Source organism: Cobetia sp. UCD-24C (genome assembly GCF_001306765.1).
GTDB classification, from domain to species: domain Bacteria; phylum Pseudomonadota; class Gammaproteobacteria; order Pseudomonadales; family Halomonadaceae; genus Cobetia; species Cobetia amphilecti.
On record NZ_LJTD01000004.1, the window covers coordinates 196,968 to 221,996 of the forward strand.

Below are 25,029 nucleotides of genomic sequence, written 5' to 3' on the forward strand. Positions count from 1 at the left end.
GGCTGACGTCACCTGAAGGTCACGCAGGGGAGAGGCACATGACGCTTGAGATGACATCGCGGTTTCGTGGTTGCCTGTTGGGTGGTGCGGTGGGTGACGCCCTGGGGGCGGCGGTGGAATTCCTGTCGCACGAGGAGATCCAGGCGCGCTTCGGCAGTGATGGGATAGCCGACTATGCACCGGCCTATGGTGGGCTGGGGCGGATTACCGATGATACGCAGATGACGCTGTTTACTGCCGAGGGCCTGCTGCGCAGTCATGTGCGTGGCTGCTTGAGAGGCATCACGACGCAAAGTGGTCTGGTCAGCAGCGCCTACGAGCGCTGGCTTTACACCCAGGGCGAACGCTCGCGGCAGGAGACCGAGCAGGAATGGTTGGACAGTGGCTGGCTGATCAAGCAACGCGGGCTCCATTCGCGGCGCGCCCCGGGCATGACATGCCTGTCAGCGCTCAAGCAGATGCGTGCCTACGGTGACAAGGCGCAGAACGACAGCAAGGGCTGTGGTGGGGTGATGCGTGTGGCACCTGTCGGCTTGTTCGCGCATGCGATGGGAGCCTCCCATGAGATGTGCTTCGAACTCGGAGAAGAGGTCTGTGCGCTGACCCATGGGCACGTCACCGGCCAGCTGACCGGCGGCGTGCTGGCGGTGATGATCCAGTGTCTGGTGGCGGGGGATTCGATGGCACAGGCACTCGCGCATGCCCTGTGTATTCTCGAGCGCAAGCCGGGATGTGGTGACACCCTGCAAGCCCTGGAGCAAGCCCGCGCCCTGGCCGAGTCCGAGACGTCGGCACCGGCCGCAGTGGTATTGCTGGGGCTGGGGTGGATCGCGGAAGAAGCCTTGGCAATCGCTGTCTACTGCGCGCTCACTGCCCGGGATTTCCGCTCTGCGATTCAGCTCGCGGTCAATCACGACGGAGATTCGGATTCCACCGGGGCCATCACGGGCAATCTGCTCGGGGCGCAATGGGGCGAGGAGGCGATACCGAGTGACTGGCTGGCGCCCCTTGAACTGCATGATGTGATCGGCGAGATCGCCAAAGACCTGCACGACTGCCCCCGCTGGGAGCTCTACACCGATGGTGGGGGCAAGGATGAAAAGTGGGCCTGGGAGAAATACCCGGGCTATTGAGGCGCGGTGCAGCAGCATGAAAAAACGCGGAGCCATCTTCCAATGGCTCCGCGTTTTGGTGTCTGGACAACAGTTTTCATGGCCCGTCGCGATGCAAGGGGAGCGCAGAGGCGCAGGGAGCGCTTGCAACAGGTGACTTGAGAGGGCGTCCACGGGCTTCGTAAGCGGTTGATAATACTATGCTTATTACCAAAGTCGTAGATGAGTGTCTGTCCAGCTGGTCAGGTGAGTGACGCATTGGTTCGTGATTGGAATCAATGCTGTTCCAGTGGAGGGATATCTCGCGTGGCGGGTTTCGTCCACAATGCGCTCATTCCACATTGCACGAAACGGCAGTCTGGATTCGGTCGATGGCTGGCGCCTGTCAAGACGCCTTCCACTTTTTTGAAGATGGCATGCATCCAACCCGTTGGCGCAAGCGTAAGACTCTACAAGCACAACGGTGAGGGTTTCAGCAGGATAGAAAGACATACTGCTGACGAATGCCTTCCTCATGATCGCGACCAAAGTTGAAGTGTCAGGCAGCGGTACCGTAGCAGACCTGAGTGACTGATCGGCATTCGATCACTGGCGACATGCACCTTCATAGTTGTACAGAAGTGATGCAAAAAGCTTGCAGGGGTTTTGCGTGGTGAGGGACTTCACCACTTACGGGTACCGAGGCAATGACAAGGCATCGCAATCTGGTTCTTTGATGGAAACAGTGAGCTGCCAGCGACATGGCTAGTGTGATAGCGCAATAATCATTAGTCTGTTAACAAGTTAGACGGGTGCAGCCGAGACTGCACACGACATCACAAGGGCAACATCGCCCAGGACAAGCAAAGGAAAATCATCATGAAAACTCTGAACCTCAAGACTCTGATCGCCGCCGCCGCTCTCGCTACCGTGAGCACTGCCTCCTTCGCAGCGGATGACAGCCCGGCCGCACAGCGTGTTCAGCAGTCCGTCAGCCAGGACGTCGTCGTCGGCACTGCCCAGCAGGCACCGACTGCCCAGGCCACCTTCGCCGATACCGGCATGAGCGTTGCCGCAGGTCGTGTCGAGACTGCCCTCAATCAGTCCGCCATCGAAGGCAAGGGTGTTGCCACCGTCAGCCGCGAGCAGGCCTTCGACAATGACGCCGGCAAGAGTGTCGCTGCTACCCGCGTTCAGCACGCTCTGAGCGACAGCAACGTCTGAGCCATTCAGCCGTCTTGCCCGGGCACTCACGCCCACTGACCACATTGTTCATCGAGGAGATTCATCATGAAAACCATCAAGACTCTGATCGCCGCCGCCGCTCTCGCTACCGTCAGCACCGCCACCTTCGCCGCGGATGACAGCCCGGCCGCCCAGCGTGTCCAGCAGTCCATCAGCCAGGACGTCGTCGTCGGCACCGCTCAGTCAGCCGCTACCCAGCAAGCCAGCTTCGCGGAAACCGGCATGAGCGTCGCGGCAGGTCGCATTCAGCAGTCCATCAGTGCCGATCGCATCCATGGTCAGTCGCACACCGTGGCCACTGCCAGCCAGGCATTCGATAACGATGCCGGCAAGAGTGTCGCAGCGACTCGCGTCCAGCATGCCCTGAACGACAGCAACGTCTGAACCATCGTCAAGCCTGACCCGGATTTCCGGGTCTGATCATCGCTTTGCTTTTTATCGAGGAGATACACCATGAACACTCTCAAGACTCTGATCGCCGCTGCCGCACTCGCCACCGTCAGCACTGCGTCCTTCGCCGCCGACGATAGCCCGGCTGCCAAGCGCGTCCAGCACAACGTCAGTGACAGCGTCATCCATGGCTCTGCCCAGCAAGCTCCGACCGTCCAGGCGACCTTCGCGGAAACCGGCATGAGCACCGCTGCTGGCCGTTTCCAGGTGGCATCCGGTGACGACGAGATCCGTGGCCATGATCGCTCCATCCATCTGCAGGAATTCGATGTCGCCAATGATTCCGGCGATAGCGTTGCCGGCACCCGTGTTCGTCACGCCGTGAGCGATGTCAACGTCTGAGACGCCCGACGTCTGCGTCAGGCGCTTGCAGGCCAGGTGTCTGCACTGACATGACCTTTTTCGACAGGAGACCCCCCATGCAATCCCTCAAGTCTCTATTTGCCATTGCCGCATTGTCCGTTGCCGCCACTGGCGTGGCCTCTGCCAATGACAGCGAAGCCGATGCCCGCGTCCGTGCCACCCTCAGTGATCGCGTGATCATGGGCCAGGCACAGCCGGTGACTCAGCAAGCCGCACTGCATCACGATGACGCCGTGGAAACCGGCATGAGTGTCGCTGCCAGTCGCGTCCAGAAGTCCATCAGCAACGCCGGCATTCAGGGCACCACCCGTGCACTGGCGAGCGATTCGGCTGATTACGTCAACGATGCCGGCAAGAGTGTCTCTGCCACACGCGTCGAGCATGCCTTGAACGAAAGCGCATGATCTCTCGTCGGCGGATGAACATCCTCCGACTCTGCAAGACAGCCAAGGATGCCGATATGCCATCGACTTGCCCCTGTCAGTTGCTGAATGGACCCACTGACCATCGTGTCGCGTCATGATGGTCAGTGTCCCAGAGAAGAATACGTGAGAGAGAAGAACGCTTGAGCAAGTGTTTTGGCTGAGTGGAAGCCAGTGTGGAAGTGCGCACTCGTCGTCAACTGCAGAGCCCTTGCTCAAACGCTTTCCTGTCCTGAATGTCCTGTCCCGACATTCCCTGCCCGCCATTGGTGGGCTTTTTTCGTTGCATGAAGGTAATCAGCAGCGATGATCCGCAGCAGGGAGAGGCAGCCGGGACAGGCGGGCGGGACAGAATGGTGGGACAGAAAGCCGGGTCATGCCGCGACCAGCTTGGCCTCCATCAGGGTTTGCACATAGGGCGGCAGGTCCCCTGTGGCGAGGCTTGCGACATCTCCCAGATGCTCGGTGCGGCCATTGCGCAGCACCAGTACGCGGTCCGCGAAATGACTGACCAGCCCCAGGTCATGGGTGACGAAGACCAGGCTCAGGCCGCGCTCACGCTTGAGGCGTTGCAGCAAGCGAATGATGGCCGCCTGTACCGAGACATCCAGCGCCGAGGTGATCTCGTCACACAGCAGGATATCGGGCTCGGCGGCCAGCGCGCGGGCGATGGCGACGCGCTGCTGCTCGCCCCCCGACAGCTGGCTGGGCAGACGGTCCAGATAGAGCGCGGGCAGGCGCACCTCTTCCAACAATGACTGGGCACGCTGGCGGGCGCCATCGCCCTTGAGATCGAACCAGCGAGACAGCACCGGTGCGAGAGATTCGAACACGGTCAGACGAGGATTCAGTGCCGTGCTGGCATGCTGGAAGATGTACTGGATCTTCTGACGCTGCACCGGACGCCGCTCGGCGACCAATCCCGCCAAGGACTCCTGACGCAGACTGAGCTGTCCGGAGACGGGGGAGAGCAGGCCGGCCAGCGCCTTGAGTATCGAGGTCTTGCCGCTGCCGGATTCGCCGATCAAGGCCAGCGTCTCGCCTTGCTGGAGCGAGAATGCCACATCGCTGACGGTGAGTGCCGGCGTTTCACCACGCAGGCGCGCCAGCCAGCCGGGCGTGCGATAGCACAGGTTCAGTGACTCCACGGCCAGCAGCGGCGCGATGTCCAGCGACGTGGCTGGCTGCGAGTCGTTCTTTACGCGTTCGGCCCGCTCATCGGTTGCTGCGTTACTTTTCGCATTTTCCGAACTTTCCGCACTTTTTCCGCTCTCCGCATGCGCCCTGCCCACTGATTCATGACCCTCCAGCGCATGATGACAGGCGTAGCGCCCTTGCCAGCTCGGCACGCTGTCACGGCACGTTACACTTGCGCGCGGACAGCGCGGTGCGAAGGCACAGCCCTTGATGGCGCTTCCCACCAGGGGCGGCGTGCCTTCCAGCGCGGCGTCAGGTCGATAGCACTGACTGCCCGGAGTCGCGGCCAGCAACGCGTGACCATAGGGGTGGCGCGGGCCGTTGAGGAAGTCGCGAGTCGCGGCGACCTCCACCAGCTGACCGGCGTACATCACCGCTACTCGGTCACACAGGTGAGATACCGCGCCCAGATCATGACTGACGAAGATGATACTCATGCCCAGCTCAGCGCGCAGCGAGGCCAACAGCGCCAGAATCTCATTCTGGGTGCTGGCATCCAGGCCGGTGGTCGGCTCATCCATCACCAGCACTCGTGGGCGTTGTGCCAGGGCCAGCGCCAGACTGGCGCGTTGCTGCTGTCCGCCGGAAAGCTGGTGCGGATAGCGCTGCATCAGCACTTCGGGGTGAGGGAGGTGGACGCGTCGCAGCCATGCCACGGCCTGCTGTTCGCGTTCCGCCTTGCCTTTCACGCCCTGTGACAACAGCGTCTCGCACAGCAGGCTGCCGAGCGTGAGGTGAGGCGTCATGGCCTTTTCGGCATGCTGGGACACCAGCCCGAGCCTGAGTTCGCCCAGCCAGCGCCCCGGTTGATGATGAAAGCTCAGCTGGCGGTGCTCGTCGTGAAGAGGGGCATGACTTGTAGAGGCAGTGGCAGTGGCAGTGGCAGTGGCAGAGGTGGAGGCAGTGGCAGAAGTGGAGCCAGAGGCGGGCGCAGGTGAGGCGACACTCACCTCGCCGGTGCGTACCAGGCTGCCCCGACGCAACAGACCCAGCATGGCCGTGGCCAAGGTGCTCTTGCCGCTGCCGGACTCGCCCACCAGACCCAGAATCTCGCCCTGGCCCAGGCTCAGGTCGATACCGCGCAGCACGGGTCGCCAGGTCTGCTGGCGATCATGAAAGCCGATGTTGAGATCGCGAACGCGGATCACGGCGTTGTCCGTCATGGCGTCACCTTTGGAGTTCGGAATCATTCGGGGCGCCCCGCACGGTCGATGCCCAGTGTCTTGGCCAGGGTGTCGGCGACCAGATTGATGGCGATGATCAGGCTGGACAGCGCCACGATGGGCGGCAGCACGGCCCAGGGCGCAAACGACATGAAGCCGCGGCCATCGGCGACCATCAGCCCCCAGTCCGGGGTCGGCGGGGAGACGCCGAAGCCGAGAAACGACAGCGAGCTGAAGGCCAGCAATGCCCAGGACCAGCGCATCGCCAGCTCGACGAGGATGGTGTCGAGCACGTTGGGTTTGATCTCGCGCCACAGCAGACGCATCAGGCTGTCGCCGCGCAGTCGTGCGGCCTGTATATAGTCAAGGCACAGCACTTCACGGCACGCCGTGACCATCACGCGCACCACCGCCACGCCATAGAAGATGCCCAGAGTCAGGATGAAGACCAGCGGGCCGGGGCCCATCACGCCGATGACCAGCAAGAGGAACAGTAGCCAGGGAATCGACAGCAGGGCGTCCACCAGACGCATGGCAATGTTCTCGACCCGCCCGCCGATGATGGCCAGCAGCATGCCGCAGGCGCTGCCCCATACCACGGCCAGCACGGCGGCCGGCAGCGAGGTGTAGATGGCCTCGCGGCCCCCGGCCAGGGTGCGGCTGAGGACATCGCGGCCGAGCTGGTCGGTGCCCAGCCAATGTTCGGCACTGGGGGGCAGCAGTGAAGCGAGACTGTCACCCGCGGAAATGTCATGGGGCGCCAGCCAGCGGCCAGCGACGGCCAGCAGAAGATGCAGGCCGATCAGCACCAGGCCCAGGCGACCCTGGCGATTGGCCCACAGCAGCGCCAGGGTGTGTTGTCCCGGCAGGCTGGCCAGGGCCAGTCGCGGGCCGCGTGCGGTCGTCGAGGAAGAAGCGTTCATGAGTGACTCAGGCTGTCTTGAGTTTGGGATTGAGCACGATGACCAGCATGTCGGCGACCAGATTGCACAGCACATAGGTGACGGAGAGCACCAGTGCGCAGGCCTGCACCACCGGCATGTCGCGGTCATTGATGGCCGAGATCATCAGGCGCCCCAGCCCCGGATAGTTGAATACCTGTTCGACGATCACCACGCCGCCCAGCAGCCAGGCGATGGTCATGGCGGCCAGACTGATGGTCGGCAGCAGGGCGGCCGGCGCCAGATGGCGGATCACCAGACGCCAGCGCGGCAGCTGGCGGATACGCGCCATGTTCATGAAGTCGCTGTCCATCACGCTGATGGTGTTGGAGCGGGTCATGCGCATCATGTGTGCCATGGCCACCAGCGCCAGCGTGATGGCGGGCAGCCAGACACCGGGCAGCAGGTTCCACAGGCTCTCATTGGCACCGGCCACGGTGATGGCAGGGAACCACGGCAGCCAGATGGCGAAGGCCAGGGTCAGCAGGGTGGCGCTGATGAATTCCGGCACCGTCATGGCGATCAGCACCAGGCTGGAGAGGCTGGAGTCGATCCAGCTGTCGCGCTTGAGCGCCGCGATCAGCCCCAGCAGGATGGCCAGCGGGATGGCCATCACGGTCGCGATGCCGCCCAGCAGCAAGGTGTTGGCCAGACGTGGCATCAAGGTATCGCTGACCGGTGCACGACTGGTCAGCGAGGTGCCGAAATCACCACTCAGCAACTGCCCCCACCAGCTGACGAAGCGTGTCGTCACCGGCGTATCCAAGCCAAGCTCGGCGCGACATTGGGCGAGATTGATCGGTGTCATGCTGCGCCCCAGATAGTTGACGCAGAAGTCGCCGGGCAGCATCTCGATCACCCAGAACACCACGCAGGCCACGAAGACCAGCGTGAAGCCGCCATACAGGCAGCGCTGCAACAGCATTGCCCACATCTCAGTTCACCTCTTGAAGATCGCGTGCCCGCAGTGGCGTCGAAGCCTCACCGAGGGGCGGCAGGCCCAGCACCTGACGCAGGCGCGGGTGGAGGGCCAGTGACTCGAGCTCAAGGCGCTCGCCCGCAGTGATTGACGGGCCGTGCAGAATGGCGAAGCGCTGATCCGACGTGGCGCCGGGGCCGAAACCGTGCGTGGAGACATAGCCGGGCGCCGCCACCAGCTCTGCGTGATGGGCATGCTTGCAGGCGGGTTCGAAGCTCATGCCCGGCGGCGCCTGATAGAGCTGGATATGCTTCACATCCGGGGGTAGGAAGTCGGCCGCCGTGAGCGGCGTGACGCCGAACTCGGCCAGGCGCGCGGCCTGCTCGCGTTGGCGTTCGTCATCATCACAGGCCACCAGCAACAGGCCACCATCACATTGCAGCGCGACATCCGGTAGAAGGCGGTCTGCCACCAGCGCCCGCTGGACCGGGGCATGGCCATGATCACTGAAGACACACAGGTGATAGGCCTCGCGCTTGTTGATGGCCTCAAGGCCGGCCAGCAGGCTGCCAAGCTGGGCATCGACCATCATCAGGGCCCCATCGACCAGGGCGTCATCATTGCCATGCACATGCAGGCAATAATCGGGGGTGTTGAGTTCGAGCAGCACCAGCTCTGGCGTTTCGCGCTCGATCAGCGACAGTGCCTCGTTGAGCAGTTGCTGGTCATTGCTCATGGCGCGCATCAGGGCGTCATTGCGGGCGTCCCAGTGATTCAGACGCGGCGCGGTCATGCCCTTGGCGCGCAGGTCGCCTTCCTCCCACCAGGGCGACAGATACCAGTCACAGCTCTCGGGGCGGGCCAGCCCGAAGCCGAGGCTGGCCACCCGCAGTCCTGCCGCGCGCGCGGCCTCGAGCAGGGTCTCGCCACGCAGGTCCTCGACCGCTGCTGGACGAAAATGCCCTGCAGTGGCGCTGGCGTCTGAGGCGTGACTGTCGCGATCCGTCTCAGCACCGGGGCAATGGATGCCGTTGGAATAGATACCGTTTGAGTAGATGCCGTGCACCTGAGCCGGTTGCCCGGTCAGGACACCCGCTCGCGCGGGCATCGAATTGGCATTGGTATCGGCACCCAGGCGCTCGATCAGCAGGCCGTCTCTGGCAAGGGCATCGAGATGCGGCAGGCGCGCCCGCGTCTCGGCGAAGCGCTGACTGCTGATGCCGTCCATCAGAATCAGGATCAGGCCAGGGCGGGACATCAGCTCTCTCCCTGCTTGTCGACCTGGTGCCAGCGAATCGCGAAGTGCTCGACCGCCGGGATATGTACCTCACGCTTCATGACGCGGTTGTTGTTGAGGTGGAAGGGAATCAGCGTCGCGCCGGTCTCGGTCAGCAGCGCCTGGGCCTGGTGATAGAGCTCGGTGCGAGCTTTGTCATCCAGGGTGGCGCGCGCCTTGGCGAGCAGGGCATCGAATTCGGGGTTCTTGTAGGCCGACTCGTTCCAGTTGGCCTCGCTCTGGAAGATCTCGTTGAGCACCTGATCGGTCGGGCGCTGGCCCCAGGCCGCGGTGAAGGCCGGCTTCTTCATCCAGGCGGTGTTCCAGTAATCCGCCGCGGGCACGTTGTGCACGTTGACGGTGATGCCGGCCTCGGCTGCCTGACGCTGGTAGAGCTCCGTCATCGGGCGGAAGTAGTTGTCGACGCCGCTGGTGTAGACGTCGATCTCCAGCCCATCGGCATACCCCGCGTCGCTCAGCAGGCTGCGAGCGGTGTCGAGGTCCTGCGGGCATTGCTGCGCCAGCTTGTACTGATCGCCATTCCAGACCGGGTTGTCACAGGTAATGGTGGCGCCGCCCTTGCCGAACAGCAGGTTGACCATCTCTTCACGGTCGGCCACCAGACGCAGCGCACGGCGCACGCGCACATCCTGGAAGACCTCGTCGTCGGCGCGGAACACCATGCCACGCCAGTCGCCGGTGGCGATGGAGTCGTAGTGGTAGGCCGGGTTGCTGGAGAACAGGCGCAGCTGCTGGGCGTTGACGCCATTCCAGCCCGACCAGTCAATCTGGCCGGCCAGCAATGCCTGGGTGCGGGCGTTGTCATCGGGAATGCCGATCAGGTCCATGCCATCCAGCTTCGGTGCGCCTTCCCAGTAGTCAGCGAAGGCTTCGAAGGTGGTGGTGCCCTGCGGATCGAATTCGACCAGCTTGAAGGGGCCGGTGCCGATGCCCTGCAGTGAGGTGTCGTCATCAAAGCCGACCGGCACGATCTTGGCGCGGTAATCCATCAGCAGAATCGGCAGGTCAGCATGGGACTGGCTGAGACGGAACACGATCTGGCCGGCCTCATTGACGCTGACGTCCTCGATGACTGACAGCGCGGCACGTGCCGGGGCATCGCGCTCGGGGTCGAGAAGACGCGTGAAGCTGTAGATGACGTCATCTGCGCTCAGCGCCTTGCCGTTGTGGAAGCTGACCCCGTCACGCAGCGTGAAGGTCCACTCATCGGCAGCGGGATTGGCCTGCCACTCGGAGGCCAGGTCCGACACCGGCTCGCCCTTGCTGCCCTGACGGACCAGGCGGCTGTAGATCAGCTGGTTGGCCGAGTAGAAGCGCGTCGGGGAGATGGGGTCCAGTGACTCCTTGCCACTGAACTCGACCCAATGCGGAGTGCGCAGTGTCTCGGCATGGGCCAGCTGGGGGACGGCCAGTTGGGCGAAGGCGGCAAGGCCGATGGCGGCGATCAAGGGCTTCTTCATGTCAGGCTCCAGGCAAGGGCAACGGTCAGGGACGGTAGTCAGGGACAGTAGTCAGGGGCAGTGGTCAGGGGCGGTCGTCAGGTACGGTCATCAGTGACAGCAAGCAGGTTCCGCAAAACCGGGTCAGGCCGACAGGCAGGCCGTTGGTTGGCTCGTGGCGCAGCCCGCCGGGACGGCCGGACTGCGTCAACTCTGTCGTCTTGAGGCGTCATCTTTGGTGCAGATGATGACGCTTCCGTGACAGATGCCAGCCGTTGGCCGCAACAAAAACTGCGACTGTGCCTTAGAAATTCTGAGGCTCGCGTCTTCCTGCCCGTGCTAGCGGGGCTGGGAGGGCATCTCGCTGGTGACAGGATTGGCCTGAGAGGTGTGCATGGTGCTGCGCAACCAGGCACAGAAATCGTTGACCGCCGGGGTATGGCGGCGTTCTGGAGACACCAGCAGGTACTGGCTGCTGGTACTGGGCATGCGCAAGGTGTGCGCCAGTTGCAGGCGTCCGTTCTTGATCAGGTCCATCACGAAGGACTGGCGGACGAGCAGGAAGCCATGCCCCTCGAGTGCCGCGGCAATCGCCAGACTGGCATTGCCGAACTTGAGGCCGGCCGGCGGGATGTGGCCGCGAAACTTCTGCAGGCGGAACCAGTCCAGCCAGCTTTCGCGGTAGCCGATGCACTCGATTCTGGGCGCGCGGGCCAGCTCGTCGAGTGGGCTCGCGGGCGAGGCGTTGGGGGCGAGGGAGTGGTGCAGGAAGGTGGGGCTTGCCACGACGACCCACTGCTCATCGGCCAGTTTCTCGTACTCGCGCCCGCACCAGCCGCCGTAGCCGTTGATGATCTCGATATCGACGTCGGGCTGCTCTTCCGGGAGTACCTGGTTGTGCGGCAGCACCGTGACCTGGATGTTCGGATGCAGGCGCTGGAAGTCCTTGAGCCTGGGGATCAGCCAGTATTCGACGAAGCTGTGATTGGAGCGCAGCGTCAGGCTCTGTTGCTCATCGTGCTGGAAGAGGGTGGCGGTACCGCGCTTGAGGGTCTCGAACACGCCACTGACCAGCGGCAGATAGGCATGCGCCTCGTCGGTCAGCTCGATGCGATTGCCGCGGCGCACGAACAGGCTGACCGCGAGGAAGTCTTCCAGCTGCTTGACGCGCTGACTGACGGCGCCCTGGGTAATGCACAGTTCGGCGGCGGCGCGGGTCAGGCTGCCGAGGCGTGCGGTGGCCTCGAAGGCGGTCAGGGCATTGAAGGGGGGCAGGCGCTGAGCGAGGCGCTGGGAAGGGTGATAGGCAGGACGCGACATGCAGAACTCCAGCTTGACTGAGCCAGTCGCCGCATCGGCGGCTGGTGCTGAAGCCATGACTGCAGATCCTGCCGCGGCACGCGGCCGGGCGCTCATTCTTGCAGCCGTGCATGACGATGACATGACAGTCTGCGCGCATAAAAACTAAGGCTCGCCGCCAGAAAGTCTCGCTATGGTCACGGGTCTGCGTTCACTAGCATGGCGGGCATCCACTGGCGGATCGCTCGTTTGACATGAGCGCCAGCCACACCCGTTCGTCATGCCGTGCCTTGCGGCTTGTGATCGCACTCGACAGACAGGAAGACTCTGCATGCCTCGCCTCGCGTTTGACGCCGAACAGCTTCACCTGACTCTGGATGATGGCCAGACCCTTGCCCAGCATGTGCTGTGGCTGCAAGACCATGACCCTGCCCGTCGCCATGCCAATGGTCAGCGTCTGGACAGTGTGCTCGACCTCGACTGGGACGCCGCCATCAGCGAGGTGGCGCTTGAGGAGGGCGATGTCCTGCGAGTGACACTGAGCAATGCACGCGAGATTCGCTACGGCGTCGATGAGCTGGCCGCCTTGAGCACCGGCTTCCCCGATGAGCGCAGCAGTGCGCACAAGACGCTGTGGCAGGGCAGCGAGTTCTCGGTCGCCCGGGTCGAGTGGGCCGATGTCATCGCCGGGGGAGAGGCACGTCGCAAGGCACTGGCCTGGGTCCGTGACACCGGGGTGGTGTGCCTGCGTGGCGTGCCCGTCGAGCCGGGCAAGGTGCTCGAGGTGATCGAGCAGTTCGGGTATGTGCGCGAAACCAATTACGGCAAGCTGTTCGATGTCCGCACCGAGGTCTCGCCGAGCAATCTCGCCTTCAGCAATCTCGGGCTCGGGGCGCATACCGACAATCCCTATCGTGATCCGGCGCCAAGCATCCAGCTGCTGCATTGCCTGAGCAACGAGGTGGAAGGCGGCCAGACCCTGCTGGTGGATGGCTTCGCCGCCGCCGAGCGCCTGCGCGAACTGGCGCCCGAGAGTTTCGCGCTGCTGACGCGCACGCGGGTGCCGTTCCGCTTCCATGACGCGGACCATGCCGATCTCAGAAGCTGGGTGCCGTTCATCGAGACCGACCACAAGGGCAACATCCGCCAGGTGCGTTACAACAACCGCTCCATCGCCTCGCTGCCGCTGCCGCTTGAGGCGCAACGCGCCTTCTATCGTGCCTATCACGACTGGGCGCGCGTGATCGGTCAGCCGGAGCAGGCCACGCGCCTGCGCCTTGCTCCGGGGGACTGCCTGCTGTTCGACAACAGTCGCGTGATGCATGCCCGTACCGCCTTCGTGGCCGGTGGCAATCGTCATCTGCAGGGCGCCTACGCCGATCTCGACAGCCTGTATTCCACTCTCAACCTGCTGGAGAACGCCCGATGATCACTCAGCCTGCCAACGCCGAGGGCATCGTCGGCCTGATCGAAGACATCTTCGCCCTGCACGGTGCGGACTCCTATCTGGGCGAGGAGGTGACCATGGCCGAGCACATGCTGCAGGCGGCGCATCTGGCCGAGCAGCAGGGGGAATCCGAGTCGGTGATTCTGGCCGCCTTGCTGCATGACGTGGGGCATTACGCCAATGCGCTGCCGCCGGAGGTCTTGATGAACGGCCAGGACAACCGTCATCAGGTCAGCGGTGCCGACTGGCTGGCGCGCTTCTTCCCGGCCGAGATCGTCGAGCCGGTACGCCAGCATGTGGCAGCCAAGCGCTATCTGGTCGCGGTGGAGCCGAGCTATCGTGCCTGCCTGTCACAGGCCTCGCTGGATAGCCTGGCCCTGCAGGGCGGGGCGATGGAGCCGCACGAGGCCGAGGCCTTTGCTCAATTGCCGCAGCTCGAGGCCATCCTCAAGGTGCGGCGCCTGGATGATGCCGCCAAGGTGGCCGGCATGCAGACGCCGGACTTCGCTCACTACAAGCCGATGCTTCAGCGCTGGGTGCTGGCGGCGGGATGACGGGCTTTCCGGCGTCTCAGCCCTGTTGGACATCCCAATAGGGCGGGCTGCCGAAGTATTCGGAGAAGTAGTCCAGGAAGGCGCGCACCTTGGGGGCCAGCTGGCGGTTGCTGGGATAGACCGCCCAGATGCCGGTCTCGCTGATCAAGGGCGTCTCGGGTAGTACCTCTACCAGGCTGCCTTCGGCCAGGTGGCGGTAAATGCTCCATGTCGAGGACAGGGTGATGCCCAGGCCAGCAGCGCAGGCGTCACGAACGGCTTCGCCATTGTCGGTGCGGATACGCCCCTTGACGCGAATCGGTTCGACGCCGTTCTCGCACTGAAAGCACCACTGGTCCATGCCGATCAGGGTCAGGCATTCGTGTTCGTGCAGCATCGAGGGGTGCGTCGGCGTGCCATGGCGCGCGAGATAGTCCGGCGAGGCGCACAGAATGCGCTTGTCCGGTGCCAGGCGCCGCGCGATCAGGCTGGAATCCTTGAGGGCGGAGTTGCGGATGGCGATATCAAAGCCGCCCTCGACCAGATCGACGATGGTGTCGGTCAGGCGCAGGTCCAGTTCCAGATCAGGGCAGCGCTCGAGAAAACCGGCCAGGCCCGGCACCAAGTGCATGCGCCCGAAGGAGGCGGATGCGGTGATGCGCAAGGTGCCGCTGGGGGAGGTCGTGCCGACGCCGACGGCAGCCCGCGCGGCCTCGGCGCTGATCAGCACCTCCTCTGCGTGAGGGAGAAAGGCGCGACCTTCTTCGCTCAGTGCCACATGACGCGTGGTGCGATGCAACAAGCGTACCCCTAGACTGTCCTCGAGCTTGCGCAGGTGAGAGCTGGCGACGGCTGGCGACAGTCCCAGGTCCTCGCCGGCCTGACTGATGCTGTTCACGGCGGCGAGACGGACGAACAGCTTCAGGTGCTCAAGATTCATGCGGGTGTCCTCATTTGCGTCGACGCGCGTGGCTCCCGATGGCGAGAGGCACGCCAGTAACGGCTTGGCGCAACGTTCGTGACGTCCACTACGCCCAATACATCCAACAAGCTCAATACGCCCAATACTTTCAATAAAACCAATAAACTGATTGTAGTTTATCGCCGTTTATCATTCAGGCCCATGACAATTATGCTGGCTCCACATCCACGCAGGAGACAGACTCATGAAAGCGATGCTCGTCAAATCATTCGGTGGTCCCGAGGTGTTCGAAGCGGCGGAAATCGCCAAGCCCCAAGTGGCGGCAGGTCAGGTGCTGGTGCGCATCGCCGCCACCAGCATCAACACCGTCGACACCATGATTCGCGAGATGGGCCCTGAGCTGCCGCTCTCTCCGGCACTGCCGGCGCTGCTGGGCATGGACTTCGCCGGTACCGTCGAAGCCGTGGGCGAGGGCGTCGAAGGCTACGCCATCGGGGATGAAGTCTATGGTTGTGCTGGTGGCCTGGCCGACCTGCCGGGCACGCTGGCCGAGTACATCGCCGCCGATGTTCGCCTGATCGCCCACAAGCCGAAATCCTTGAGCATGGTGGAAGCCGCGGCGCTGCCGCTGGTCGGCATCACGGCCTATGAAGGTCTCAAGCGCGCCAATATCCAGGCCGGTCAGAAGGTGCTGGTTCACGGTGGTGCGGGTGGTGTGGGTCACATCGCCATCCAGCTGGCTCGTCACTTCGGTGCCGATGTCGCCTCTACCGTCGGCCGTGATGAGCACGAGACGCTGGTCGAAGGCCTGGGGGCCAGTGCCATCAATTACCGCAATGAGCAGGTCGCCGACTATGTGGCCAAGCACACCGACGGCAAGGGCTTCGACATCGTGTTCGACTCCGTCGGCGGTGCCAACCTGCCGACCTCCTTCGAGGCTGCCGCGCTCAATGGCCATGTCTCGACGACCGTGTCCTTCATGGAAATCGACCTGTCCACCGCGCACTTCAAGGGCCTGTCACTACATGTCGTCTTCATGCTGATCCCGATGCTGCATGACTTCCATCGTCAGGAGCATCACGAGATTCTGGCCGACATGGCGCGTATCGCCGATGCCGGCGCGCTCAAGCCGATCATCGATGATCAGGTCTTCCCGCTTGCGGAAGTGGGCCAGGCCCACGCCCGGCTGGGTAGCGGCCAGGCCACCGGCAAGGTCATCGTCGAGGTCTGATACCGTGACCGAAAGCCACATTGGCAGGATCATCCTGACACTGCGCTGGCACAGATGAACGACAGGGTGTGGCCATCCGGCACACCCTGTCGTTCGTGTCTCAAGCGTCGTGTGACATTTCAAGGAGAGAGCGCATGAAAACCATCCTTATCACCGGTTCCACCGATGGCATCGGCCTGGTCACGGCCAAGGCCCTGCTGGAGCGCGGCCATCGCGTGCTGATCCACGGGCGTAGCGAGCAGAAGGTCAATGGTGTCGTCGCCGAACTTGCGGCGCTGGCCGGGGCTGAGCGTGTCGCCGGTTTCGTGGCAGACCTGTCCGACCTGGTCGCCATCGACTCACTGGCAAGCGACGTGCTGGCGGCCAACGCCAGTCTGGATGTCCTGATCAACAATGCCGGTGTCTTCCAGGCCCCCAGCGTCGTGACGGCTGACGGTCTCGACCTGCGCTTCGTGGTCAATACCCTTGCCCCTTATCTGCTCACCCAGAAACTGGCTTCGGCACTGCGTCCGGCCGGGCGGGTCGTCAACCTGTCCTCGGCGGCTCAATCCTCCGTGGACCTGAAGGCGCTGATCGGAGAGGTCGCGTTCAACGACCACTACGCGGCCTATGCCCAGAGCAAGCTCGCGATCACCATGTGGACCCGCACGCTTGCCCAGGACTGGGAAGGCCAGGGGCCGATCCTGATCGCGGTCAACCCGGGCTCTCTGCTGGCCAGCAAGATGGTCAAGGAAGGCTTCGGCGTGCCGGGCAAGGACCTGGGTATCGGTGCTGATATCCTGGTACGTGCGGCACTGGATGAGGAATTCGCCGGCGCCAATGGTCAGTACTTCGACAACGACGCCCAGCGATTCGCACCGCCGCACGCCGACGCACTCGATGATGCGCTGTGCCGTGAAGTGGTCGCGACGATGGAGAAGACGCTCGGCTCTCTGGCTGGCTGAAGCGCGCCGGGAACCGCTGTCACGCTGCAATACGACGCCCCGCTCATGCTGATGATCTCTCAGTATGGGCGGGGCGTCGTCGTATGCAAGGGCATGCAACGGCTGGCGGATGGATAGCGCAGGCTAGCCTCAGAGGCGATCGATCGCGGCGCTGACCTGCCGGGCACCGGCCAGGATCTCGGCGATGACCGCCTGGGTCTGATCGACGCTCTGCTGGCCGGCTTCACTGTGGATGACGACGGTGTTCATGCGCTCGCCCGCCTGGCGGATCAAGGCCGTGTTGTCGCGCAATACCTTGCTGATCTGCTCGGCGGATTGCGTAGTGGCTTGTGACAGACGTCGAACCTCATGGGCCACCACCGCAAAGCCTCTGCCATGATCCCCCGCGCGGGCGGCTTCGACCGCCGCGTTCAAGGCCAGCAGGTTGGTCTGCTGCGCAATGTGGGAAATGCTTTCGGCCATCTGGTTGATGCTTCTCACATGATGATTGAGCGCCTCGATGACCTGCCGCGCCGTCGCGACTTCCGTGCCGGCGCGGGTGACATCCTCCACGGCGGCCGCCAGTTGTGTCAGGCCGTCAGCGGCGATGGTCTCCGTCTGCTGGGCGCTGGTGCGCGCGGCAGTGACGGCGTCTCGCGTGGCCTGATGCTGCTGCATCTCGGCGGTGATATCGCTGGCGAACTTGATGACGCGCACCACCTTGCCGCGGGCATCGAGCACCGGGTTGTAGGTCGCTTCCAGCCAGATCGGGCTGCCATTGGCCGTGACGCGCGCAAAACGCCCCTGTTTGAAGCTGTTGTTGGCCAACTCGCGCCAGAAATCAGGGTTTTCCTCATAGAAGCTGTCAGCGCAGAAGCGACGATGATGCTGCCCGATGACGTCATGGGCCTGATACCCCATCACCTTGAGGAAGTTGTCGTTGGCCTTGAGCACGGTGCCATCCGGCGCGAATTCGATCACTGCCATCGAGGTGTTGAGCGCGGTGAGAATGGCGTCCTGACTGCTGGCGCTCTCGTGACGCTCACTGACATCGCGGGCAATCTTGATGATGTAGCGCACACGTCCGCGGCGAGTCATGACCGGCAGGTAGGTCGCCTCCAACCACAAGGTCGCGCCTCTGGCATCACGTCGCTCGAAGGTGCCACCGCGTGAATGGCCGGCGGCCAGCTGTTGCCAGAAGTGTTGATAGTCCGGGGCCTGATGGACCTCGCTCGAGCAGAACATGCGGTGATGCTGCCCCACGACCTGATCACGGCGATAGCCCGTCGCTGACAGAAAGGCGTCGCTTGCGCCAAGAATGCTGCCGTCCGGGCGAAAGAAGATGCAGGCAGTGTGGTCTTCCAGCGCACGGCGCAGGGCCTGGGCACGATCGAGCAGCATGGGAGAGTTCCTGGCAAGAGAGGGGAGGCATCAATCAGTCATCGACTGCGGACATCCTTGATGCGATTGTGCTGAAGTAATGTTTATTTACTGTTGAATCCTCTATCGACATTGCTGTGCCGATCTTTAGTATCAAATTCCTGATGATATGGGCATCAGAGTTCTCATCAATACGCTTGCCCCGCACGATTGCTCGGGCGGGGTGGCTGGTAATGAGGCGGCGGCAATGAGACGGATGCGATGAGGCAGAGCGTGGTCAGAAGAGATAGCGGGAAGGAATGGTTGGAAAGAATAGCCGGGAGAGACTGCCGGGAGGGCTGGTCGGCAGAAATGATCGAGAGATATGACCGGCAGAAATGACCGAGAGGAATGGTCGAGTGCGAGGGGCAAGAGAGAAGGGCGATTGAGGAGAGCGATTGAGGAAAGCGAGGTAAGCCCCCTGATGCAAAGGTAACGCTTGCCTGAGAGTCACGTCGCCGCGGTAACGCACCCCCTTCACGACGCCGTGTGCTTGACGGCCTGGGATGCGTGGGTGCCACTTTCGAGATAGAACCATTCGAGAAAGAGGTTGAGTGCTTCATCGTCGCGCTTGTCTTCACGATAGGCGAGGTAGTGACGAGTCTCTTCAAGCACGACATCCTGCGCAACGGGTTTGACCAATCGCCCCTTCTCGACCAGCGGCCCGACAAGGTGATGCCAGCCCAAAGCGATTCCCTGGTCGTCCAGTACCATTTGCACCAGCATGTTGTAGTCGTTGGAATTGAAATACTGCTGGCTATCAATGGCACGATCTTCAATATCGATATTGTGAATGGATAACCAGACACTCCAATCGACATGCTCAGCGACCTGAGAGCGCCCGTAAGGGCTCAGGTTCAGCAGTTTTCCATCGCGCAACCCGTGTAGCGATTGAATCTCAGGATGGGCTTCAAGATAGCTCGGCGTACATACGGGATAAATCACGTCATGAAACAAGGGGGTGGAGAGATAACCCTCTCTTATTTTCGACAACTTGGTAATGAAGATATCGGGGTAGACGCCTGGCTCCATGCTGAGGAAGTTCTGCGTCATGACCAGGTTGAGTTCGATATCCGGATGCTGATTGAAGAAATCCGGTAAGCGATGCGATAACCACAGTGCCGAGAATGCCGGCGAGCAGCACAGTGTCAGCGTGCTGCGGTTGGCGGCTGGGTCCTTGCGGATACGTTCTGCTGCCTGCGCAATATTGATGAAGGACAGCTGGGCCGCGTCAAAGAAGATGGACCCTGAATTCGTCAGTTCCACCGATCGGCCAACCCGCCTGAAGAGCGGTGTCCCCAGATAACTCTCGAGTTCCCGTATCTGCCGACTGATGGCCGCCTGCGTCACACACAGCGCTTCTGCCGCGCGCGTGAAATTCTGATAGCGCGCTGCCGCCACGAACGATCTCACCGCCCGCAGGGAGGGCATCTTGAGTAGCATCTGATCAGGATCGGTGTGCTTTGTCATAACGGGAGGTCATCAGTTGTCCAGAGAAAAAGTCAATATCGCATAGGGACTTGCGCGCCTAGACTCGAGTTCGAAAGGGGAATTGAGCAGGTTCTGTCAGATTACCCGAGTGAGACTGCCGGCGACAATCGAAAGCTGGCAGCGTGTGGCACCATACCAGGTGCCCCACAAGGCACGACCAACAACAAGACACTAGCAGGAGACAACCGGTGACTCACAAGGCTCAGACACTCGACTTCGTTCAGCAACGTAAAGCGCGCCATGCACTCCCGAGTGAGCTCTATAGTGACGCTGATGTCTACCGGGATGATCTTGCTCATCTCTGGCACAAGGAGTGGATCTTTGCAGGCCACTCCTTTGAGCTGGAAAAGGCAGGCCAGTATCTGACGCTGCAGGTAGGAAATTATCCGATCGTGGTGGTACGAGGGGCGGATGGCGAGCTGCGCGCTTTCCACAACGCCTGCCGTCACCGTGGCTCCAAGGTCTGCCATCAAGACAGCGGCAAGGCAGCCAAGCTGGTGTGCCCGTATCACAAATGGACGTTCGATCTCGACGGGAAGTTATTGTTCGCCGGCAATATGGGGCCGGACTTCGACACCCGCGATCATGGGCTGTTGCCGGCACATTGCGAGACGGTGGAGAGCTATATCTTTGTCTGTGTCGCTGAGAATGCCCCCGATTTTTCTCCCTTCCGTGACGCCATGACACCTTTCGTGGCGCCGCATCATCTGACTGAGTGCCGGGTAGCGCATGAGTCCAATCTGATCGAGAAGGGCAACTGGAAGCTGGTGTTCGAGAACAATCGTGAGTGCTACCACTGTGATGGTTCACACCCGGAGCTGTTGAACTCGTTTGTGGAGAACCTCTCGGTGGCAGGCGTCAGTGGTACTGAAGACCCGCAACTGGAGGCGTTCTGGGATAAATGCGAATCCGCTGGCTTGCCAAGCCGTATGGCGATGGATGCCGCTGGACAGTTCCGCATGACACGTATCCCGCTGTCTGCCAATGCTTCCAGCTATACCATGGACGGCAAGCCAGCCTTGTCTTCACGCCTTGATGAAAGCGGTGTGGACAATATTGGCGCGCTGCTTTATTTCCATTACCCCAATACCTGGAATCATTTCCTGGGGGACCATGCACTCAGCTTCCGGATACTCCCGTTGGGCCCCCAGGAAACCCTGGTCACGACCAAGTGGTTGGTGCCCAAGGAGGCACAGGAAGGTATCGACTATGACCTGGAGCATCTGACGCGAGTCTGGCTGGCCACCAATGATCAGGATCGCCAGCTGGTGGAAGGGACCCAGGCCGGTGTTTCATCTCCTGCCTATGAACCTGGCCCTTATTCAGAGCTGGCCGAGAATGGCGTGTGTCAGTTTGACGATTGGTATTGTGAAACGATGCAGCGCCGGCTCAAGGGCGAGTCATGACACCGTCGTGAAACATTGACCGTCATATCGACTAGCACATGCATGGACGTGGATGGCTGGCGTCATCGTTGCCGATTGCATCGTCTTTCTGTGACATTGTCTCTCTGTTGCGTTACCTCAATATTGCCAGTAATCCATCGTAGCCTCTCCGCATTGTTCGGGAGAGGCTTTTCTTTTTTCAGGACGATTTTCTGTTTTCAGGACGAATTTCACTGCCTGACACAATGATAACCATGGGTCATCGATTCCCGCGCCTAAATGTTGTTGGACGCTAGTGGAGGCGAGGGATAACGTGAATGGTATGTCATGACACCTTCACGATTACCTCCGAAGGGGTCAGCCATCATTAATTACAATAAGAGGTGGGTAATGAATGCTGACGACGAAATACTCTCCGTAAAGAATGTCTATAAAGTCTTCGGTCAGCAGCCTGATGCTGCCATCAAGATGCTGGAAGAGGGCAAGACCAAGGAGGATGTCTTTCAGGAGACGGGGCAGGTCATCGGTGTCTTCGATGCCACCTTCTCGGTCAAGCGAGGCGAGATCTTCGTCATCATGGGGCTGTCAGGGTCTGGCAAGTCGACAATGGTGCGCCTCTTCAATCGCCTGATAGAACCGACGTCCGGCAGCATCTTCCTCAAGGGGAAGGAAATCACCGGCCTGACGGACAAGGGGCTGCTGGATGTGCGTCGCAAGGACATGAGCATGGTGTTCCAGTCCTTTGCCCTGATGCCGCACATGACAGTGCTGGACAACGCCGCTTTCGGGCTGGAGGTATCGGGAGTCGTCGAAGAAGAACGCTGTGCGCGTGCACGTGAGGCGCTGTCCCAGGTGGGGCTGGCGGGGCATGAATACAGCTATCCGCACCAGCTGTCCGGGGGCATGCAGCAGCGTGTCGGGTTGGCCAGAGCGCTGACCAATGACCCTACCATATTGCTGATGGATGAAGCCTTCTCGGCGCTTGATCCCTTGATCCGGACGGAAATGCAGGATGAGTTGCTGCGTCTCCAGAAGGAGCAGCAGCGCACCATCATCTTCATCTCACATGACCTGGATGAGGCCATCCGCATCGGCGACCGTATCGCCATCATGGAAGGTGGCTGTGTCGTCCAGATTGGAACACCACAGGAAATTCTCAACAATCCCGCGACTCCCTATGTGGAATCCTTCTTCAAGAGCGTGGACTCCTCCAAGGTGTTGAGAGCCGGTGATGTCGCGCGTCTTGATGCCGATATCGTGGTTCACCATCAGCAGACGCCCACGCAGACCCCCACGCAGACACCGCCTTCCATTCCTTATGCCTACATGATGGATGATCAGCAGCAATTCATGGGAATCATCGACAATAGTCACCCCGATGGAAGTGGCAAGGCACTCACGTTGTTGCCCAGTGATGTCGAGACCATCGCCTTTGATACTCCGCTTCATGAGTTGCTGGGGCTCTCCGCGTCGTTGCCCTATCCACTGCCCGTACTCAATGCCGATGGCACCTTGAATGGCACGATCAGCAGGCAATCACTGCTGCAATCACTGAGCCGACATTAATCCTCATCACAATGCGACAAGGAGGGCAGACTCATGTCTGAGTGGACGATTCTGGATCCTTTCCAGGTACTGCATATTCCGCTGGGCGAGTGGGTAGAAGATTGCCTGAACTATCTCGTCAGCAATTTCCGCGGCGTCTTTCGTGCCGTACGCTGGCCTATCGATCAGGTGCTCAACGGTATCGAGGGGCTGCTTCAGGCGGTGCCACCGACGATCGGTATATTGCTCGGCGCCTTGCTCGGGTGGCAGGTCGCAGGGCGACGCATGGGGCTTTTCTGTGCGTTCACCTTGATCCTGCTGGGGCTGATCGGTGTCTGGTCCGAGTCCATGACCACCCTGTCTCTGGTACTCACGGCCGTGTTCTTCTGCGCCGTGTTCGGCCTGCCGCTGGGCATTCTCTGCGCGCGCCATGACCGCCTGGAGAAGATTGCCAGACCGATACTGGATGCGATGCAGACGTTGCCGGCCTTCGTCTATCTGGTGCCAGTCGTGATGTTGTTCGGGATCGGTAACGTGCCCGGCGTGCTGGTCACCATCATCTTCGCCTTACCGCCGCTGGTGCGTTTGACCAATCTCGGGATTCGTCAGGTTCCTGGCGACAAGATCGAGGCGGCGCGTGCCTTTGGCTGCACGCCCGGCCAGATGCTGCGCAGAGTGCAGTTGCCCTTGGCGACGCCCACCATCATGGCCGGCCTCAACCAGACATTGATGCTTTCCCTGTCGATGGTCGTGATCGCCTCCATGATTTCAGTGGGAGGGCTGGGGCAGATGGTGCTTCGCGGTATCGGGCGTCTTGATATGGGGCTCGCCACCGTCGGGGGCATGGGACTGGTATTGCTGGCCATCTTCCTTGACCGCCTGACGCAGGCGATGGGAGAGCGCAGTGCCGTCGCGGGAGATCACCGTCGCTGGTTCCAGAAGGGGCCGCTGGGCATCTGCCTGGGGGTGATTGGCATGGGGAAATGGCAAGCACGCACCCATCCCTGAGTTTCATCATTTGCTTGAACCATGAAGTCGTCAGATCACCAACAACAACAGGAATACTCTCATGAAGCCTTTCGCTCATTCTCGCCGGCAGCTGCTGTCCCGCACTCTTGCCGCGTCTTCCCTGGCGCTGTTCACCGCGTCTATGGCCCATGCGGCTGGTGACAAGCCCGGAGAGGGCGTGACGGTCACGCCGATATTTCCGACGATTTCCGAAGAGCATTTCCGGGGGCAGGTCGCGGTCCTGGGGCTCGAGGAGCTGGGCTATGAGGTCGAGCAGCCCAAGGAGACGGACTACCCGACCATGATGATGGCATTGTCCTACGGGGATGCCGATTTCACCGTGCACCTGTGGGATAACCTGCATGCCAGTTTCTATGACCGCGCCGGTGGCGATGACACCATGGTCAAGGCGGGCAGCGTGATGGAAGGCGTCATCCAGGGGTATCTGATCGACAAGAAGACGGCTGACAAGTACGACATCACATCGCTTGAGGACCTCAAGGACCCCAGCATCGCTGCGTTGTTCGATACCAACGAGGATGGCAAGGCCGACATGACGGGCTGCAACCCCGGGTGGGGATGTGAGGTGATCATCGATCACCAGCTCGAGGCATATGGTCTGGAGGATACGGTGACACAGAACCGCGGTTCCTACTTTGCGCTCATGGCTGACACCATCACGCGTTACCAGCAGGGTGAGCCGATCTTCTATTTCACCTGGGTGCCGCAATGGATCACGGCTGAACTGGTGCCGGGAGAGGATGTGGTCTGGCTCGAAGTGCCGCACACGGACCTGCCCGATGGCAACAATGATGTGAACACCCAGTATGAAGGCAAGAATCTCGGCTTTGCGGTGGATACCATCAAAGCGGTCATGAACAAGGAGTTTGCCGAGGAAAATCCGGCCGCTCGAGAGTTCCTTTCTCATCTCTCGATGAGCCCGAATGATGAAGCCGCGCAAAACCTCAAGATGCAGAATGGTGAGAGCAGTAAGGAAGATATTCGCCGTCATGCCCAGCAATGGGTGCAAGAACATCGTGAGGAATTCGATGCGTGGCTCGCCCAGGCTCGCGCGGTCGCCGAGTAACGCCTTGCGGGCGCCGGTCTTGCCGGCGCCTTTCTCAGGGCGCCAGCGGACAATTTTTTCAGGGCTTCAGCGGGATTTTATTCAGAGGCACCGCGCTGCCGCAAGCCCTAGGGGTAGACCACGGCATACTGGCAAGTTGCGCCTCACGTCGCCCATCAAGTCTCCCTCGAGTTTCCCTCATGCTCTCTCGGACGCCTCGGTGATCGTTGCCG

22 protein-coding genes are annotated in these 25,029 nt (G+C 61.6%); 13 read left to right on the top strand and 9 right to left on the bottom strand.

Annotated elements, in window-relative coordinates:
• The first annotated feature begins 38 nt into the window (after positions 1-38).
• From AOG28_RS07275 to AOG28_RS07295, 5 genes are all read left to right on the top strand, one after another.
• On the top strand, positions 39-1,133 hold the full coding sequence (locus AOG28_RS07275; RefSeq protein WP_200906747.1) for an ADP-ribosylglycohydrolase family protein: 1,095 nt from the start codon (positions 39-41) through the stop codon (positions 1,131-1,133).
• Positions 1,134-1,970: 837 nt separating this feature from the next.
• Positions 1,971-2,315 carry a hypothetical protein gene (locus AOG28_RS07280; protein WP_043334022.1) on the top strand — a complete coding sequence of 115 codons (345 nt, stop codon included), beginning with the start codon at positions 1,971-1,973 and terminating at the stop codon, positions 2,313-2,315.
• A 66-nt stretch (positions 2,316-2,381) separates the two neighbouring features.
• The gene (locus AOG28_RS07285) at positions 2,382-2,720 is read left to right on the top strand and encodes a hypothetical protein (protein WP_054555881.1); all 339 of its coding nucleotides are present in this window, start codon (positions 2,382-2,384) and stop codon (positions 2,718-2,720) included.
• A 69-nt stretch (positions 2,721-2,789) separates the two neighbouring features.
• Complete coding sequence (locus AOG28_RS07290) at positions 2,790-3,128, top strand: hypothetical protein (protein ID WP_054555882.1); 339 nt, start codon at positions 2,790-2,792, stop codon at positions 3,126-3,128.
• Positions 3,129-3,205: 77 nt separating this feature from the next.
• The gene (locus tag AOG28_RS07295; protein ID WP_043332305.1) at positions 3,206-3,553 is read left to right on the top strand and encodes a hypothetical protein; all 348 of its coding nucleotides are present in this window, start codon (positions 3,206-3,208) and stop codon (positions 3,551-3,553) included.
• A 392-nt stretch (positions 3,554-3,945) separates the two neighbouring features.
• Here AOG28_RS07295 and AOG28_RS18865 read toward each other — a convergent pair whose 3' ends face one another.
• From AOG28_RS18865 to AOG28_RS07325, 6 genes are all read right to left on the bottom strand, one after another.
• The gene (locus AOG28_RS18865; RefSeq protein WP_152965359.1) at positions 3,946-5,931 is read right to left on the bottom strand and encodes an ABC transporter ATP-binding protein; all 1,986 of its coding nucleotides are present in this window, start codon (positions 5,929-5,931) and stop codon (positions 3,946-3,948) included.
• A 23-nt stretch (positions 5,932-5,954) separates the two neighbouring features.
• Positions 5,955-6,854 (bottom strand): ABC transporter permease, encoded by a 900-nt coding sequence (locus tag AOG28_RS07305; protein WP_043332303.1) that lies wholly within the window; start codon positions 6,852-6,854, stop codon positions 5,955-5,957.
• Positions 6,855-6,861: 7 nt separating this feature from the next.
• Positions 6,862-7,806 carry an ABC transporter permease gene (locus AOG28_RS07310; RefSeq protein WP_054555884.1) on the bottom strand — a complete coding sequence of 315 codons (945 nt, stop codon included), beginning with the start codon at positions 7,804-7,806 and terminating at the stop codon, positions 6,862-6,864.
• A gap of 1 nt (position 7,807) precedes the next feature.
• Positions 7,808-9,049: an alkaline phosphatase family protein gene (locus AOG28_RS07315; protein WP_054555885.1), complete on the bottom strand. Its 1,242-nt coding sequence runs from the start codon at positions 9,047-9,049 to the stop codon at positions 7,808-7,810.
• Positions 9,049-10,548 (bottom strand): ABC transporter substrate-binding protein, encoded by a 1,500-nt coding sequence (locus AOG28_RS07320; protein WP_082388454.1) that lies wholly within the window; start codon positions 10,546-10,548, stop codon positions 9,049-9,051. The genes AOG28_RS07315 and AOG28_RS07320 overlap by 1 nt, the downstream gene beginning before the upstream one ends.
• Positions 10,549-10,866: 318 nt before the next feature.
• The gene (locus AOG28_RS07325; RefSeq protein ID WP_054555886.1) at positions 10,867-11,904 is read right to left on the bottom strand and encodes a LysR substrate-binding domain-containing protein; all 1,038 of its coding nucleotides are present in this window, start codon (positions 11,902-11,904) and stop codon (positions 10,867-10,869) included.
• A gap of 253 nt (positions 11,905-12,157) precedes the next feature.
• Here AOG28_RS07325 and AOG28_RS07330 point away from each other — a divergent pair, with 253 nt between their 5' ends.
• Complete coding sequence (locus AOG28_RS07330; RefSeq protein ID WP_160317856.1) at positions 12,158-13,255, top strand: TauD/TfdA family dioxygenase; 1,098 nt, start codon at positions 12,158-12,160, stop codon at positions 13,253-13,255.
• Entirely contained in the window at positions 13,252-13,827 is a 576-nt protein-coding gene (locus AOG28_RS07335) for an HD domain-containing protein (protein ID WP_054555888.1), read from the top strand. The genes AOG28_RS07330 and AOG28_RS07335 overlap by 4 nt, the downstream gene beginning before the upstream one ends.
• Before the next feature lie 16 nt (positions 13,828-13,843).
• Here the strand turns inward: AOG28_RS07335 and AOG28_RS07340 are convergent, their stop codons facing one another.
• Positions 13,844-14,746: a LysR family transcriptional regulator gene (locus AOG28_RS07340; protein ID WP_054555889.1), complete on the bottom strand. Its 903-nt coding sequence runs from the start codon at positions 14,744-14,746 to the stop codon at positions 13,844-13,846.
• 226 nt (positions 14,747-14,972) lie between these two features.
• Between AOG28_RS07340 and AOG28_RS07345 the strand changes: the two genes are divergently transcribed.
• Together AOG28_RS07345 and AOG28_RS07350 are read left to right on the top strand one after the other, a co-directional pair.
• Positions 14,973-15,959, top strand: a complete 987-nt coding sequence (locus tag AOG28_RS07345; RefSeq protein WP_054555890.1) for a zinc-dependent alcohol dehydrogenase family protein — start codon at positions 14,973-14,975, stop codon at positions 15,957-15,959.
• 134 nt (positions 15,960-16,093) lie between these two features.
• Positions 16,094-16,903, top strand: coding sequence for an SDR family NAD(P)-dependent oxidoreductase (locus AOG28_RS07350; protein WP_054555891.1), 810 nt, complete (start codon positions 16,094-16,096; stop codon positions 16,901-16,903).
• 129 nt (positions 16,904-17,032) lie between these two features.
• On the opposite strand, the gene AOG28_RS07355 is transcribed toward AOG28_RS07350, so the two are convergent.
• The gene (locus AOG28_RS07355; protein WP_054555892.1) at positions 17,033-18,283 is read right to left on the bottom strand and encodes a methyl-accepting chemotaxis protein; all 1,251 of its coding nucleotides are present in this window, start codon (positions 18,281-18,283) and stop codon (positions 17,033-17,035) included.
• 495 nt (positions 18,284-18,778) lie between these two features.
• Positions 18,779-19,771: a LysR substrate-binding domain-containing protein gene (locus AOG28_RS07360; RefSeq protein ID WP_054555893.1), complete on the bottom strand. Its 993-nt coding sequence runs from the start codon at positions 19,769-19,771 to the stop codon at positions 18,779-18,781.
• 143 nt (positions 19,772-19,914) lie between these two features.
• Between AOG28_RS07360 and AOG28_RS07365 the strand changes: the two genes are divergently transcribed.
• The 4 genes from AOG28_RS07365 (at position 19,915) to proX (ending at position 24,817) form a co-directional block, all read left to right on the top strand.
• Entirely contained in the window at positions 19,915-21,198 is a 1,284-nt protein-coding gene (locus tag AOG28_RS07365) for an aromatic ring-hydroxylating oxygenase subunit alpha (RefSeq protein WP_235506978.1), read from the top strand.
• Positions 21,199-21,567: 369 nt separating this feature from the next.
• The gene (locus tag AOG28_RS07370) at positions 21,568-22,743 is read left to right on the top strand and encodes a quaternary amine ABC transporter ATP-binding protein (RefSeq protein ID WP_054555895.1); all 1,176 of its coding nucleotides are present in this window, start codon (positions 21,568-21,570) and stop codon (positions 22,741-22,743) included.
• 33 nt (positions 22,744-22,776) lie between these two features.
• The gene (proW, locus tag AOG28_RS07375; protein ID WP_054555896.1) at positions 22,777-23,730 is read left to right on the top strand and encodes a glycine betaine/L-proline ABC transporter permease ProW; all 954 of its coding nucleotides are present in this window, start codon (positions 22,777-22,779) and stop codon (positions 23,728-23,730) included.
• A 61-nt stretch (positions 23,731-23,791) separates the two neighbouring features.
• On the top strand, positions 23,792-24,817 hold the full coding sequence (proX, locus tag AOG28_RS07380) for a glycine betaine/L-proline ABC transporter substrate-binding protein ProX (protein ID WP_054555897.1): 1,026 nt from the start codon (positions 23,792-23,794) through the stop codon (positions 24,815-24,817).
• Positions 24,818-25,029: the final 212 nt, after the last annotated feature.

Coding starts and splice junctions, on each gene's coding strand:
- AOG28_RS07305 (WP_043332303.1), bottom strand. CDS start 6,854: ATGAACGCTTCTTCCTCGACGACCGCACGCGGCCCGCGACTGGCCCTG.
- AOG28_RS07345 (WP_054555890.1), top strand. CDS start 14,973: ATGAAAGCGATGCTCGTCAAATCATTCGGTGGTCCCGAGGTGTTCGAA.
- AOG28_RS07350 (WP_054555891.1), top strand. CDS start 16,094: ATGAAAACCATCCTTATCACCGGTTCCACCGATGGCATCGGCCTGGTC.
- AOG28_RS18865 (WP_152965359.1), bottom strand. CDS start 5,931: ATGACGGACAACGCCGTGATCCGCGTTCGCGATCTCAACATCGGCTTT.
- AOG28_RS07290 (WP_054555882.1), top strand. CDS start 2,790: ATGAACACTCTCAAGACTCTGATCGCCGCTGCCGCACTCGCCACCGTC.
- proX (WP_054555897.1), top strand. CDS start 23,792: ATGAAGCCTTTCGCTCATTCTCGCCGGCAGCTGCTGTCCCGCACTCTT.
- AOG28_RS07310 (WP_054555884.1), bottom strand. CDS start 7,806: ATGTGGGCAATGCTGTTGCAGCGCTGCCTGTATGGCGGCTTCACGCTG.
- AOG28_RS07330 (WP_160317856.1), top strand. CDS start 12,158: ATGCCTCGCCTCGCGTTTGACGCCGAACAGCTTCACCTGACTCTGGAT.
- AOG28_RS07360 (WP_054555893.1), bottom strand. CDS start 19,771: ATGACAAAGCACACCGATCCTGATCAGATGCTACTCAAGATGCCCTCC.
- AOG28_RS07370 (WP_054555895.1), top strand. CDS start 21,568: ATGAATGCTGACGACGAAATACTCTCCGTAAAGAATGTCTATAAAGTC.
- AOG28_RS07285 (WP_054555881.1), top strand. CDS start 2,382: ATGAAAACCATCAAGACTCTGATCGCCGCCGCCGCTCTCGCTACCGTC.
- AOG28_RS07275 (WP_200906747.1), top strand. CDS start 39: ATGACGCTTGAGATGACATCGCGGTTTCGTGGTTGCCTGTTGGGTGGT.
- proW (WP_054555896.1), top strand. CDS start 22,777: ATGTCTGAGTGGACGATTCTGGATCCTTTCCAGGTACTGCATATTCCG.
- AOG28_RS07280 (WP_043334022.1), top strand. CDS start 1,971: ATGAAAACTCTGAACCTCAAGACTCTGATCGCCGCCGCCGCTCTCGCT.
- AOG28_RS07315 (WP_054555885.1), bottom strand. CDS start 9,049: ATGTCCCGCCCTGGCCTGATCCTGATTCTGATGGACGGCATCAGCAGT.
- AOG28_RS07340 (WP_054555889.1), bottom strand. CDS start 14,746: ATGAATCTTGAGCACCTGAAGCTGTTCGTCCGTCTCGCCGCCGTGAAC.
- AOG28_RS07335 (WP_054555888.1), top strand. CDS start 13,252: ATGATCACTCAGCCTGCCAACGCCGAGGGCATCGTCGGCCTGATCGAA.
- AOG28_RS07355 (WP_054555892.1), bottom strand. CDS start 18,283: ATGCTGCTCGATCGTGCCCAGGCCCTGCGCCGTGCGCTGGAAGACCAC.
- AOG28_RS07320 (WP_082388454.1), bottom strand. CDS start 10,548: ATGAAGAAGCCCTTGATCGCCGCCATCGGCCTTGCCGCCTTCGCCCAA.
- AOG28_RS07295 (WP_043332305.1), top strand. CDS start 3,206: ATGCAATCCCTCAAGTCTCTATTTGCCATTGCCGCATTGTCCGTTGCC.
- AOG28_RS07325 (WP_054555886.1), bottom strand. CDS start 11,904: ATGGCTTCAGCACCAGCCGCCGATGCGGCGACTGGCTCAGTCAAGCTG.